The organism is Rhodococcus sp. EPR-157 (assembly GCF_001647195.1).
Taxonomy (GTDB): Bacteria; Actinomycetota; Actinomycetes; order Mycobacteriales; family Mycobacteriaceae; genus Rhodococcoides.
The window spans coordinates 1-13,007 of the sequence record NZ_LVCV01000039.1; the positions used below are offsets into that span (position 1 = coordinate 1).

Annotated in this window: 12 protein-coding genes, 1 tRNA gene and 1 other RNA gene; 12 read left to right on the plus strand and 2 right to left on the minus strand. The window is 62.1% G+C overall.

Annotated features, from left to right (window positions below):
• The 10 genes from A2J03_RS01690 to A2J03_RS01735 all read left to right on the plus strand — a co-directional run.
• A partial coding sequence (locus A2J03_RS01690) for a cell division ATP-binding protein FtsE (RefSeq protein ID WP_156520139.1) occupies positions 1–319 on the plus strand: 319 nt, incomplete at its 5' end.
• A 78-nt stretch (positions 320–397) separates the two neighbouring features.
• On the plus strand, positions 398–1,303 hold the full coding sequence (ftsX, locus tag A2J03_RS01695) for a permease-like cell division protein FtsX (RefSeq protein ID WP_068368869.1): 906 nt from the start codon (positions 398–400) through the stop codon (positions 1,301–1,303).
• Between the two features lie 116 nt (positions 1,304–1,419).
• Positions 1,420–1,893 (plus strand): SsrA-binding protein SmpB, encoded by a 474-nt coding sequence (gene smpB / locus A2J03_RS01700; protein WP_068368872.1) that lies wholly within the window; start codon positions 1,420–1,422, stop codon positions 1,891–1,893.
• A gap of 8 nt (positions 1,894–1,901) precedes the next feature.
• Positions 1,902–2,753: a DMT family transporter gene (locus tag A2J03_RS01705; RefSeq protein WP_068368874.1), complete on the plus strand. Its 852-nt coding sequence runs from the start codon at positions 1,902–1,904 to the stop codon at positions 2,751–2,753.
• 46 nt (positions 2,754–2,799) lie between these two features.
• Positions 2,800–4,200, plus strand: a complete 1,401-nt coding sequence (locus tag A2J03_RS01710) for an SDR family NAD(P)-dependent oxidoreductase (RefSeq protein ID WP_068368877.1) — start codon at positions 2,800–2,802, stop codon at positions 4,198–4,200.
• An 81-nt stretch (positions 4,201–4,281) separates the two neighbouring features.
• Positions 4,282–4,652: a transfer-messenger RNA gene (ssrA, locus tag A2J03_RS01715) on the plus strand.
• A gap of 181 nt (positions 4,653–4,833) precedes the next feature.
• Positions 4,834–6,474 (plus strand): phosphoglucomutase (alpha-D-glucose-1,6-bisphosphate-dependent), encoded by a 1,641-nt coding sequence (gene pgm, locus A2J03_RS01720; RefSeq protein ID WP_068368879.1) that lies wholly within the window; start codon positions 4,834–4,836, stop codon positions 6,472–6,474.
• Entirely contained in the window at positions 6,471–7,691 is a 1,221-nt protein-coding gene (locus A2J03_RS01725; RefSeq protein ID WP_156520140.1) for an MFS transporter, read from the plus strand. The genes pgm and A2J03_RS01725 overlap by 4 nt, the downstream gene beginning before the upstream one ends.
• Before the next feature lie 40 nt (positions 7,692–7,731).
• Positions 7,732–8,484, plus strand: coding sequence for a DsbA family protein (locus A2J03_RS01730; RefSeq protein WP_442971311.1), 753 nt, complete (start codon positions 7,732–7,734; stop codon positions 8,482–8,484).
• Between the two features lie 103 nt (positions 8,485–8,587).
• Positions 8,588–8,660: transfer RNA gene (locus tag A2J03_RS01735), tRNA-Ala, on the plus strand.
• 71 nt (positions 8,661–8,731) lie between these two features.
• On the opposite strand, the gene A2J03_RS01740 is transcribed toward A2J03_RS01735, so the two are convergent.
• Together A2J03_RS01740 and A2J03_RS01745 are read right to left on the minus strand one after the other, a co-directional pair.
• Entirely contained in the window at positions 8,732–9,079 is a 348-nt protein-coding gene (locus A2J03_RS01740; RefSeq protein WP_068368885.1) for a histone-like nucleoid-structuring protein Lsr2, read from the minus strand.
• Positions 9,080–9,260: 181 nt separating this feature from the next.
• On the minus strand, positions 9,261–10,964 hold the full coding sequence (locus A2J03_RS01745; protein ID WP_068368888.1) for an FAD-dependent oxidoreductase: 1,704 nt from the start codon (positions 10,962–10,964) through the stop codon (positions 9,261–9,263).
• A gap of 295 nt (positions 10,965–11,259) precedes the next feature.
• Here A2J03_RS01745 and A2J03_RS01750 point away from each other — a divergent pair, with 295 nt between their 5' ends.
• Positions 11,260–12,273, plus strand: coding sequence for an N-acetylmuramoyl-L-alanine amidase (locus A2J03_RS01750; protein ID WP_068368891.1), 1,014 nt, complete (start codon positions 11,260–11,262; stop codon positions 12,271–12,273).
• Between the two features lie 27 nt (positions 12,274–12,300).
• On the plus strand, positions 12,301–13,007 hold a 707-nt coding region (locus A2J03_RS01755), incomplete at its 3' end, for a CobW family GTP-binding protein (protein ID WP_197480563.1).

Genomic DNA, 13,007 nt, shown 5'->3' on the forward strand with positions numbered 1-13,007 from the left:
TCTGGTCGGGCTCGGCGGAAAGTCGGATCGCCTCCCGACCGAGCTTTCCGGGGGTGAGCAGCAGCGGGTCGCGATCGCCCGGGCGTTCGTCAACAGGCCTCTGGTGTTGCTTGCGGACGAGCCGACCGGAAACCTCGACCCGGATACGAGCCAGGACATCATGATGTTGCTCGAACGCATCAACCGGACCGGAACGACGGTTCTGATGGCAACGCACGACAACCACATCGTCGACTCGATGCGTCGCCGGGTCATCGAACTCGACAACGGGCGCGTGGTGCGCGACGAAGCCCGTGGCGTCTACGGCGTCGGCAGGTAGAAGCCCGTGCACTCTGTGCCGATTGCCGAACGATCAGACTTTCCAAGACCGTAGACACCGAAGGGCCCGGATCAACCGATGCGCGCAAGTTTCATCTTCAGCGAAGTTCTGACCGGACTACGCCGCAACATCACCATGACCATCGCCATGATCCTGACGACCGCGATATCGCTCGGTCTGTTCGGTGGCGGGCTGCTGGTCGTCCAGATGGCGGGCAAGACACAGCAGATCTTCCTCGACCGGGTCGAGGTGCAGATCTTCCTCACCGACGACGTCTCGGCGACCGACCCCGACTGCGCCGCGGAGACATGCGCGACCCTGCGTCGCGAACTCGACCAGACGCCGGCGGTTGTGTCCGTCGAGTACTTGAACCGTGACGACGCGGTGAAGGACGCAACCGAACGAGTATTCAAGGATCAACCCGAGCTTGCCGAACTCGTCAGCCCGGACAGCTTCCCGGCATCGTTCAAGGTGAAACTGAGTGACCCCGAGCGGTTCGGTGTCATCAACGACAACTTCGCCGGTCAGCCGGGTGTGCAGAGCGTCCTGAACCAGCGAGATCTCGTCGAGCGCCTGTTCAGCGTTCTCAACGGTGTTCGCAACGCCGCCTTCGCCATTGCGATAGTGCAGGCGATCGCGGCTGTACTGCTGATCGCCAACATGGTGCAGATCGCGGCGTTCACCAGGCGTACCGAAGTCGGGATCATGCGACTGGTCGGCGCAACTCGGTGGTACACGCAGTTGCCGTTCTTGCTCGAAGCGGTGGTCGGTGCACTCATCGGCTCAGCACTCGCCATCGCCGGATTGTTCACAGCGAAGAACCTGTTCATCGACGATGTGCTCTCGGAGGTGTACGACGCGAACATTCTGGCGCGTATCTCCAACAGTGACGTGTTGCTCGTCTCGCCGTTCCTCGCACTCGTCGGCATCGGGATGGCGGCGGTCACCGCGTACATCACGCTGCGGCTCTACGTCCGCGAATAGATAGTGCAGGCGGTTTGTCGCCGGGGAAGAAATTCGATTGCGCGGCAGTTCTATGCTGGAGCGGTTGCGCGATGGGCGCGCACGCGAAGTAACGGCGCTCGAGAAAGGGCCCTGAAGTGAGAGAAAAGGGCCGCAAGGCCATCGCGACCAACCGCAAAGCGCGGCACCACTACTCGATTCTGGATGTCTACGAGGCAGGTATCGCACTCGTCGGAACCGAAGTGAAGAGCCTCCGCGATGGCCAAGCCTCGCTCGCCGACTCGTTCGCCACGGTCGACGACGGCGAGATCTGGCTTCGTGGTCTGCACATCCCCGAGTACACGCAGGGGAGCTGGACCAACCACGCGCCGCGACGTACTCGAAAGCTGTTGCTGCACAAGCGTGAAATCGAGCGTCTGGTCGGCAAGACGAAAGAAGGATCGCTGACGCTCGTGCCGTTGTCGATGTACTTCTCCGACGGCAAGGTCAAGGTCGAGCTTGCGCTCGCCAAGGGCAAGCAGGACTACGACAAGCGGCAGGATCTCGCTCGTCGCACAGCCGAGCGCGAGGTGACACGCGAGCTCGGGCGTCGTATCAAGGGCATGCGCTGACCGCAATCGTGCTGGCGCTCGTCGCCGCGTTCGGCTACGGCGTCAGTGATTTCGTCGGAGGTGTCGCCTCTCGCCGAGTAGCCGCCCTCAGGGTCGTCATCGTCTCTTATCCTTTCTCGCTTCTGCTGGTGCTGTTGATCGCGCCGTTCGTCAGTGGGTCGATATCGCTCGAGCCCATTCTGTGGGGACTCGCGTCCGGTGTCGCGGGTGGTGTCGCGGTGTGGTGGTTCTACGTGGCGCTGGCCTCGGGTCCGATGTCCGTCGTATCCCCGTTGACGGCAGTGCTGGTGGCAGGAATCCCTGTCGTTGCGGGGTTCGCCCTCGGCGAGCGCCCCGGCGTACTTGCTTTCGCAGGAATCGCATTGGCGTTGATTGCCGTCGTTCTGGTCAGCAAGGAGTCGCCCGACAAGGCTGCGGGTGAGGTCGCAGGCGGACGCGAGTTGAAGTTCACCAGGACCGTGGCGTGGTTGACCGTCGGATCCGGTGTGACATTCGCGGTGGCTTTCATCTGCCTGCATCAGATCGGCGACGGATCGGGGCTGTGGCCACTCGCCGCCTCACGGGCGTCCGCGACGGCGGTGGTGTGGTGCGTCGCGCTCGCGTCCGGGCACTTCTCGGCACCGCACGGCAGCGTACTGAAGCTGTGCGCCTTCGTCGGAACGCTCGACGTGGTCGCAAACGCAGCGTTGTTGTACGCCTATCAGGGCGGTCTACTGTCCTTGGTCAGCGTGATCGCGTCCTTGTATCCAGCTGCGACCGTGATGTTGGCGATGGTCATGCTGGGGGAACGAGTGTCCCGCCTCCAGCAAGCAGGTATGGTCCTGGCCCTCGGGGCGGTAGGTCTGATCGCGCTGGCGTGAGACGTACCGCTGGATTGAATCGGCCACGGTGGGGTATCGATACACGATGACCGCCAACAGCAATGCTGACGCCCCTCGTCGTGTGCTCGTCACCGGAGCTACTGGCTATCTCGGTCGCCGTCTGGCTCCGAGGCTGCTGGACGCCGGGTACACGGTGCGAGTGCTCGCACGTAATCCCGACAAGCTGGACGGCGTTCCCTGGGCGACCGACGTCGAGGTTGCGCGCGGGGATCTCGGAGATCGTGATTCGTTGAAAAAGGCATTCGCCGACGTCGACGTCGTCTACTACCTCGTGCATTCGATGGGTTCGGACGGGCACGACGATTTCGCGAAGACGGAGCGGGAGAGCGCCCAGAACGTGGCAGCGGTTGCTGCCGAGGTGGGAGTGTCACGGATCGTGTACCTCGGTGGCCTACACCCCGAATCCGGCGAGCTGTCCGAGCACCTCGAGTCGAGGGCAGAGGTGGGGCGCATTCTGATCGACTCCGATGTGCCGACATTGGTGCTGCAGGCAGGCGTCGTCATCGGCGCAGGCTCCGCGTCGTTCGAGATGATCCGCCACCTGACCAACCGGCTTCCGGTCATGACGACTCCACGCTGGGTGCACAACAAGATTCAGCCGATTGCTGTGCGCGACATCCTCCACTATCTGATCGGTGCCGCAGAGGCCGACCTTCCCGAGAGCCGGACCTACGACGTCGGTGGTCCGGACGTGATGGAGTACGGCGAGATGATGAATACCTATGCCGACGTCGCGGGGTTGCGTAAGCGTCGGATGGTTGTCCTACCGATCCTCACCCCGCGCGTGGCGGGCCTCTGGATCGGCTTGGTGACGCCCATTCCTCGTGGACTCGCGATGCCGCTCATCGAATCACTTCAATACGACGCGGTGGCGCACGAGACCAACATCGACTCGATCGTGGATCGCCCGGACGGTGGATTGACGCCGTATCGTGATTCGGTTCGACTGGCCCTGCGATCCATCGACGAGGGTGAACCCGAATCGAACTGGTCCCAGACCGCGACCGCTCCGTCCGATCCACTGCCCTCGGATCCGGACTGGACTGGCGAGGTCGTCTACACCGACGTGCGCAGCGTGTATCTCGGTAGCGGACCCGAAGAGATTTCGCGACGGCTTCGCAGTGCCGTCGAAGCCCGCGACTTCAAGAACTGGCGAATCGAGAACACCGAAGCCTCGGCCACAGGTGATGCGGAGACCGACGATTCGAGTGTGGTGAGGTTGCGGTCGACCGCCGCGTTGCCCGGCAACGCGTGGTTGCAGTACACCGTCGGCTCGGCAGGCGGTGGAACGCGCCTCGAACAGCGAATCGACTTTTTTCCACGCGGGCTGGCCGGTCGAGCGTTCTGGTACGGATCGCTCCCTGCGCGAAAAGTGGCGGCCGGCCGCCTCCTGCAGGGCGTCGTAGCCGAAGTCGACCGTGCATAGAACACGCACCGAATAACGGGATGATTCTGCGCGGCGGACGCGTTACACTGACAAGCCCCGGCAAAGTGCTGGGGAACATACGGGGCTGAACGGTTTCGACTTTGTATGTTGAGTCAGGGGAAGCGTGTCGGTGCAGGCGAGAGACCACCGTAAGCGTCATCGCAAACATATAAGCGCCGATTCCAATCAGCGCGACTACGCACTCGCTGCCTAAGTAGCGACTGCGTGTCTGTCAGTCCGGGCTCGCCCTCGGTCCGGGTACTGGCATCAGCTAGAGGGCTTACCGATTCACTCGGCCACGGAGTGATGAGGAACATCAAACAGTGGCTGGGATCGTCATCCTGGCTTGTTTGCGAGATCAGGAGATCCAAGTAGAGGCATAGCAGACTGCACACGGAGAAGCCCTGGTGATACAGCAGAGGACCCGGGTTCGATTCCCGGCAGCTCCACGAAAAGCCGGGTCGGCACAGAGAATGTGCCGGCCCGGCTTTTTCTTGCCCCCGGCTTCTTCCCATGCCCCCCTCCTTTTCCATGCCCCCGAATGCCGGTTCGAGCCCGGGTGCGCTCACGGTCCGGCGCCGAGCCAACTACGCTTGAACGCGGCGGTATCGGGCAAGGAGAAGGAGGCGCATCGTGGCGCACGATAGAGCTGGAACGGTTGCATTGCCGGAGGATCTCGTCGATGTCGCGCAGTTGGTCACGGCCTACTATTCGCGCACTCCCGACGTGTCCGATCCGAGCCAGCAAGTCGTCTTCGGTACCTCGGGTCATCGCGGTTCCAGCGCAGACTCCGCCTTCAACGAGGGACACATTCTCGCGACAACTCAGGCGATCGTCGAGTACCGCGCCGAGCAGGGGATCACCGGTCCGTTGTTCATCGGCCGCGACACACACGCTCTGTCCGAACCAGCGTGGACCACAGCCCTGGAAGTACTGGCTGCCAACGGAGTGACCGTGCTCGTCGATTCCGGGGGCCGGTACACCCCGACTCCTGCAGTGAGCCATGCCATTCTGCGCTACAACTCGTCCGGCAACGCGGCACGCGCGGACGGAATCGTGGTCACTCCGTCGCACAATCCGCCGCGTGACGGTGGATTCAAATACAACCCGCCGCACGGCGGGCCCGCGGACAGCGACGCGACGTCCGTCATCGCTGCGCGCGCGAACGAGCTACTCCGCAACGGTCTGTCCGAGGTGAAGCGCGTGTCGCTGGCTCGAGCGCTCGCGGCCACCGTGGACAAGTACGACTACCTCGGTACGTATGTGGACGATCTTCCCAACGTCGTCGATCTCGATGCAATCCGCGCTGCGGGCGTGCGCATCGGCGCCGATCCACTCGGCGGCGCAAGCGTCGACTACTGGGACGCGATCGCCGAACGGCACAACCTGGATCTGACCGTCGTCAACCCGCTCGTCGATGCCACCTTCCGATTCATGACGCTCGACACCGACGGCAAGATTCGGATGGACTGCTCCTCACCTAATGCGATGGCTTCACTCATCGAGGCGCGCAATTCCTACGACATCGCAACCGGAAACGATGCCGACTCCGATCGCCACGGCATCGTCACGCCCGATGGTGGACTGATGAACCCGAACCACTTCTTGGCCGTCGCGATCGACTACCTGTTCACCCACCGATCAGGTTGGTCACCGACGACCAAGGTCGGCAAGACACTGGTGTCCTCCTCGATGATCGACAGGGTCGTCGCCGGACTCGGCCGTCGACTCCTGGAAGTTCCGGTCGGATTCAAATGGTTCGTACCAGGCTTGCTCGATGGCGACCTCGGCTTCGGTGGTGAGGAGAGCGCGGGAGCGTCGTTCCTGCGCACCGACGGTCGTGTCTGGACGACGGACAAGGACGGGATCATCATGGCGCTCTTGGCCTCCGAGATCACCGCAGTGACGGGCAAGACGCCGTCGCAGCGCTACGGAGAGTTCGCCGCCGAGTTCGGCAGCCCGGCGTATGCGCGCGTAGATGCTCCAGCTTCGCGGGAACAGAAAGCGATTCTCGCGAAGCTCTCACCCGAACAGGTCGACGCCACCGATCTCGCCGGCGAAAAGATCACCGCGACTTTGACTTCCGCTCCGGGCAACGGTGCAGCGATAGGTGGTCTCAAGGTCACCACGGAGAATGCGTGGTTCGCGGCTCGTCCCTCCGGCACGGAAGACGTGTACAAGATCTACGCCGAGTCCTTCCTCGGGGAAGAGCATCTGGCGAAGGTGCAGGCCGCTGCCCGAGAATTGGTGTCTCAGGCACTGAAGGAATCGTGACGAAAGCCCCCTCGTCCGCTCGGAACACCCCCGCATTGCCCTCAGAGATCTGGGTACTGATCTCGGCCAGTTTCGTCATTGCACTCGGCTTCGGCATCGTCTCGCCTGTGTTGCCCCAATTCGCGACCGAGTTCGGAGTAGGAGTCTTCGCGGCATCTGCGGTGATCAGCACATTCGCAATGATGCGGCTGTTGTTCGCCCCCGCCAGTGGATCCCTCGTGCAGAAACTGGGCGAGCGACCGGTGTACCTTTCGGGGTTGCTGATCGTCGCGTTGTCGACCGGGGCCTGTGCGTTCGCCCAAACGTATTGGCAACTGCTGGTATTCCGAGGTCTCGGCGGCATCGGCTCGACCATGTTCTCGGTATCGGCGTTGGGCCTTCTGATTCGGATGAGTCCGAACCACAGTCGAGGCCGCGTATCGGGTCTGTACGCGACGAGCTTTCTCCTGGGGTCGATCGGCGGACCTCTCCTCGGGGGAGCGGTGGTCGGCCTGGGGCTTCGTGCGCCCTTCATCATCTATGCGGTGGCTCTCGTCATCGCCGCCGCCGTCGTGTTCTTCAGCCTCGGCGACATGAAGGAACTCGAGACGAGCAAGGATTCGTCGATTCCCGTGTCGACCCTGCGGTCGGCTCTGCGGGTGCCGGCATACCGGGCGGCACTCGCGTCGAATCTTGCGACGGGATGGGTGGTGTTCGGCGTTCGCGTCGCGTTGATCCCGCTCTTCGTTATTGCGATGCTGGAGCGGTCGGCGGCGGTGGCAGCAGTGTCGTTGGCGGTCTTCGCCGTCGGAAATGCGCTTGTACTGACGACGTCGGGACGCTTGTCCGATACGCGAGGCAGAAAACCGTTCGTTGTGTCCGGACTCGTGGTCTCCGGCGTCTTCACCGCCGCCATCGGCTTGACCGAGGACGTCGTGTTGTTCATGATCTTCTCGTTTCTGGCAGGGGTCGGATCGGGTCTGATGACTCCCGCGCAGCAAGCAACGATCGCCGACGTCATCGGGTCGAAGGCGCGCGGCGGCCCGGTGCTCTCCACGTTCCAGATGTCCGCCGACGTCGGCGCGATACTCGGTCCGGTCATAGCGGGCGCGATCGTCGAGGCCTATTCGTACGGCACCGCATTCGTGACGTCGGGATTGATTCTGCTGCTGGCCGCGGCGTGGTGGATTGTCGTCCCCGACACGACCGACAGGAAACACGAGCACGAACCGCAATAGTGAGACGGAGAGAAAATCTCCCTTTCGTATCATGAGCAGTGTGAGCCAAAACAGAACCTCCGGCGCGAAGTACACACCCCGGCCGACGTCGAACACATTCACCTACGTACTCGCGGGAATCGCCCTCGTCGTGGTGGTAGTCGTCGTGGTTGTCGCCATACTGTGGCAGCGAGGTGGAAACGAACCTCGCAACGACGGATACGGCTCCGTCAAGAATCCTGCCGTAGGTTTGTCTGTGCTCAACGACGGCGTTGTGCAGCTCGGTGTCCAGGGCGCGCCCAATACGATCGACATATTCGAAGACCCCATGTGTCCGTTCTGTGGTGAGCTCGAGGTGAAACACGGCCAGGAACTCGCCCAGAAGATCGACGAGGGAGCAGTCACCGTCCGCTACCACATGGTCGTTCTGCCTCAGCTGAACCAGGTTTCCGCCAGTGGGAACTACTCGAGCAGGGCGGTGGCAGCATCGCACTGCGTCGCAGAGTCCGGGGATGCCATCGTCTATTCGGCATTCCACGCGACCTTGTTCTCGGTCGAATTTCAACCGGAGGAAAACGGCGACGCCGACCACACGGACTCCGAACTTGCGGACATGGCGAAACGAAGCGGTGCCGACGACTCCGTAACCGAATGCATCACCTCGGGTGAGCAAGCCGACGCCGCAGCAGCCGATGCCGAGACAGCGCGCACGGCGCTGGCGACCGCCGGGGCTGCAGGGACTCCCGGCGTCCTCGTCGACGGACAAATCGTCGACGCTCTCAGCGACTCTTCGTGGGTCGAATCGATCAGCTGATCGAAGCCGTACGGGCCCGAGCTGGACCAGGGGATTTGTAGCTGCAACCGGCGATGGTGTAACTTCGTTCGAGCAACCGCAAGGTAATGCGGAAGTGAAGTACGGGGCTATGGCGCAGCTGGTAGCGCACCACACTGGCAGTGTGGGGGTCAGGGGTTCGAGTCCCCTTAGCTCCACAGAACGAGAAAAAGGGAGTCACCGGATGGTGGCTCCCTTTTTCTATGGTCGATCGTGCACCGAAGCAGTTTCAGTGTGCAGCGTCGAATGCCTGCTCCACGTCTGCTGGAATCCGGCCTCGCGCGGAAATGTTGTATCCGTTCGCTTTCGCCCATTCTCGAATGGCCTTCGTCTGGTTCGCGTCCCGTTTGGATCCAGCGGCCGAGGGGCCTGCCGACTTCTTGGTTCGCTTGCCGCCGATACGTGCCGAATGTTCGATGTAGTAGTTGAGCTTGCGGTGGAATTCCTTGGCGTTTTTGTCGCTGAGGTCGATTTCATAGCTGGTGCCATTGACCGAAAAGGTTATGTGCTCGCCGCCCGAATCGATCGGCTTGTCGTCGATATCGTCGACGAGTTGGACGTAGACTTTCTTGGCCATTGTGCAGTTCTCCAATGATTATTTCGGGTGCGTCCGCATCGAACTCTTCGCGACTATACGACTGCTTCCTGGAATTATCCACGTGAGTCGGTTCGAGCGTGGCCGATTTCGTCCGTCCGACCGATACATTTACTTGTAACCGAAAGAAAGGACGGTTTTGCGGCACCGAACAATGTGTAGATCAGTAACGCTCGCTGCGGTGTCGAAGTGCCACTGAGCGCATCGCATCCTGGTCGACGAACTTTATCCGCGGACGAGACGACGTCGTGCCAGCAGCGATCTCGGCTGCGTCGATTGCCAGCCAATCCGTGAAATCGAGCGCATCGGGCGCTTTCCGAAACAGCATCGCGTCCAGTTCCTCTCGTCCCGTCGGTGTGTGTCGAATGCTGCCGGAGGCGATGTCTTCCAGCAGATGGTGCACCGTCTCCCGTGCGCACTTCCTGTTGGTGCCGATGACTCCGGTCGGTCCGCGCTTGATCCACCCGGCGACGTACACGCCTGGAACCACACGTTCAGATGCGTCGATCACGCGGCCATCGTCGTTCGGTACGACGCCGCGTGTCGCATCGAACGGAACACCGGCAATCGCGCGTCCGCGATAACCGACGGAACGAAGCACGAGAGACGTATCCACAGTTTCCGTGTCCCCGGTCGCTTCGGCGCAGAGCGATCCATCTTCGCTTATACGGAGGACATTGCGCACAAGCTGTATACCGCTGACAGAAGTCGTCCCTTCTATCGCGACCGGAGAAGTACAGAACCGGAGGACGATCTTCCTCGTCGATTCCCGATCGGGTTCCGTCGACACGGTGTAGCGGTCCGTGAGCCGCCGCACCAGCGCTAGCTTGACCGAGAGATCCGCGTTCGACGACTCCACCTCCGCATCCATTGCGGCGGCCGTGTCGACGTCGAGTGGGTGCGCCACGAGGTCGACGGCAGTGGAATTCGACAACGCGATCAGTTCGGGATTGGTGAACTTCGCCTGCGCCGGCCCTCGCCTGCCGAGTACCAGGACCTCACGAATATTGCTGTGCCGCAGAGCGTCGAGCGCATGGTCCGCTATGTCGGTGTGTGCCAATTCTTCTGGATCGGCGGTGAGAATCCGCGCAAGATCGAGTGCGACATTGCCATTGCCGATCACCACTGCGCGTCGCGACGAGAAATCGAAAGTCCTGTCGGCGAAGTCCGGGTGGCCGTTGTACCAGGCAACGAATTCGGTGGCCGCGTGACTTCCCGGTAGCTCCTCACCCGGAATGTCGAGAGTCCGTTCACCGGAGGCGCCCGTTGCGTAGACGGCAGCGTCGTGGTGAGCCATCAATTCCTCGTGCGTGACGTCGGTGCCGATCTCGATGCCGAGGTGCACATGCACGGACTTCGTCCGCGCGACCGCTCGGAACAGCTCGGTTACGGCTTTCGTTTCGGGATGGTCCGGCGCGACGCCTGCCCGGACGAGGCCGTACGGCGTCAACAGTCGGTCGTAGATGTCGATCTCGATGCCTCGCACGGTGGCGAGTTCGATCGCGGCGTAGAACGCCGCAGGGCCGGAGCCCACAACAGCGATTCGACGCCCGGTGAAGTCGGTGTTCTTCCATGTCGGTGTCGGGCTCGTGTATTCGGTACTGCGGATGGGGTGTGCGCGGAAGTAGTCTGCGTTGATTTCGAGGTATACGTCCTGCTCTGCGTCGATTTCGTGATCGGCACGGATGGCATCGACCGGGCACTCGTCCACACACGCCCCGCAGTCGATGCATGTGTCGGGGTCGATATGGAGCATTTCGGCCCGCATGAACTCCGGTTCGTCCGGAGTCGGGTGGATGCAGTCGACGGGACAGACGTCGGCGCACGACGCGTCGTTGCAGCAGGGCTGGAGAATCACGAACGTCATAACCTGTTCTACCGCGCGCCGACTTCTCGTGAACCGGGAACGAGAGACCAATAGCAAACGCTGACGAAAACGCTCGCAGGCGAAACTGCAACGGTCGAGTCACGGCGGGCTCACGATTTGCTTGCAACTGCCGAACTACTCGACCGACAGGAGCCGGTCTGCTTCACTTGGTACGCAAGTGTCTGCTGTTACCTGTGTGAGCCCTGTGCTCGTTCGGTGGCACGGTGTTCCGAAGCCGATCTGGAAGGGGAGTGGCCGCTCGGCCGATTCGTGTCGAGTGCGTCCGAATCCATAGATGAACAAATCCGTAGTTCTCGGCGCTGTGTCCGCGGGTATCCTTGCTCTGTCCGTCACGACTGCCTCCGTGGCGTCCGCTGCGCCTGCCGCGGAGGAGTCGTCGGGGAGTGAGTTGTCGGGAAAGACCGTGTTTCTCGATCCTGGACACCAAGGAACGGGTCACTCCCAGGATCTCGGCAAACAGGTCGACGACGGCAGGGGCGGAACCAAGGACTGCCAGACGACGGGTATGACCACAATCGGCGGTGTTCCGGAACACACGATCACCTGGAACGTGTCGCAGTTGGTGAAGTCCAGCCTCGAAAGCCTCGGTGCCACCGTCGTCACCTCGCGCGCCGACGACTCCGGGTGGGGCGGATGCGTCGACGAGCGGGCACGGGCCGCAAGCGAGTCCGGTGCCGACGTCGCGGTCAGCATCCACGCGGACTCGACCGCAACGGGAGCCGACGAAGACAAGCGTGGTTTTCACCTCATCGTTCCGACACTTCCCATTCCCGACGCCGCGGCGAACGCAGCACAGTCGGAGGGCGGCAGGGCAGCGTCGAACCTGATGCGCGACTCCTACGAACGTGGCGGGTTCACCCCGGCGAACTATGCAGGTGTGGTCGACGGGCTGCAGGAACGCTCCGACGTCGCCGGACCTGCACTCACCAGCGTGCCGCTGGTGTTCGTCGAGATGGGCAACGGCTCCAACCCGGAGGACGCCGCAGTACTGGAAAGCTCGGAGGGGCAGCTCGAGCACGCCATTGCCATCGCTACCGGAGTAATCGACTATCTCCTCGGATCGGACACGAGTGTCGATAGAACCGACGCGGTTCCGGCTACACCGGCAGCGGGGGCGTCCGAGTCCACGCCGACCGGTGAAAGCTCTCTGTCGCAGTTGTTGTCCGGCATTTCGCCGTACATCGAGTCCGCCGGAGTCGAGGGGCTGTCGAATCTGGTGACCGAGGACAACGTCGACGCGGTGTCGAACTTTGCCCAAGGTCTGCTGAAGCAGCTCCTGGCACCGTAGTTTTCCGGTCCCTAGTACCCTCGCTGCGTGGCACGAGGGCGAGAAGTATCGAAGATCCCGGTCGTACTGGTCTCTGGGTTTCTCGGATCGGGCAAGACCACGTTGCTCAATCATCTGCTCAGAAACAATCGCGGAATCCGAATCGGAGTTGTGGTCAACGATTTCGGATCCATCAACATCGACTCGATGATGGTAGCCGGGCAGGTCGATTCGATGGTGTCGCTCGGCAACGGATGTCTGTGCTGTGCAGTCGATGTCAGCGACATGGACTCGATGTTCGACGTGCTTGCAGGCAGTTCTTCCCCGCTCGATGTCATCGTCGTGGAGGCCAGTGGACTCGCCGAACCGCGGAATCTGATTCGTATGGTCTTGGGAAGCGACAATCCCAGAATCACCTACGGTGGCTTGGTCGGTCTGGTCGACGCCGTCGAATTCGATTCCATTCGGTCGACGCATCCGGAGATCGACAGTCACCTTCGGCTCGCTGATCTGCTGGTACTCAACAAATCGGATCGGCTCGATCCGGACGACCTCGGCGCCGTCGAGTCGAGGGTGCGCGGAGTCGTGGACGAGGTTCCGATCCTGATCACGTCACACGGCCGTGTCGATGCAGAGCTTCTGTTCGAGGTACCGGAACGTGCTGACGATCCGACCCAAGCCAGACAGATGTCGTTGGACGAGCTGTTGTACGAGGACGACGACCACGCACGACACCTGCACTCCCGCTACACGAC

Bases quoted from the DNA above. Each gene is read 5' to 3' on its own strand.
- ftsX (WP_068368869.1), top strand. From the start codon at position 398: ATGCGCGCAAGTTTCATCTTCAGCGAAGTTCTGACCGGACTACGCCGC.
- A2J03_RS01710 (WP_068368877.1), top strand. From the start codon at position 2,800: ATGACCGCCAACAGCAATGCTGACGCCCCTCGTCGTGTGCTCGTCACC.
- A2J03_RS01740 (WP_068368885.1), bottom strand. From the start codon at position 9,079: ATGGCCAAGAAAGTCTACGTCCAACTCGTCGACGATATCGACGACAAG.
- A2J03_RS01745 (WP_068368888.1), bottom strand. From the start codon at position 10,964: ATGACGTTCGTGATTCTCCAGCCCTGCTGCAACGACGCGTCGTGCGCC.
- A2J03_RS01750 (WP_068368891.1), top strand. From the start codon at position 11,260: ATGAACAAATCCGTAGTTCTCGGCGCTGTGTCCGCGGGTATCCTTGCT.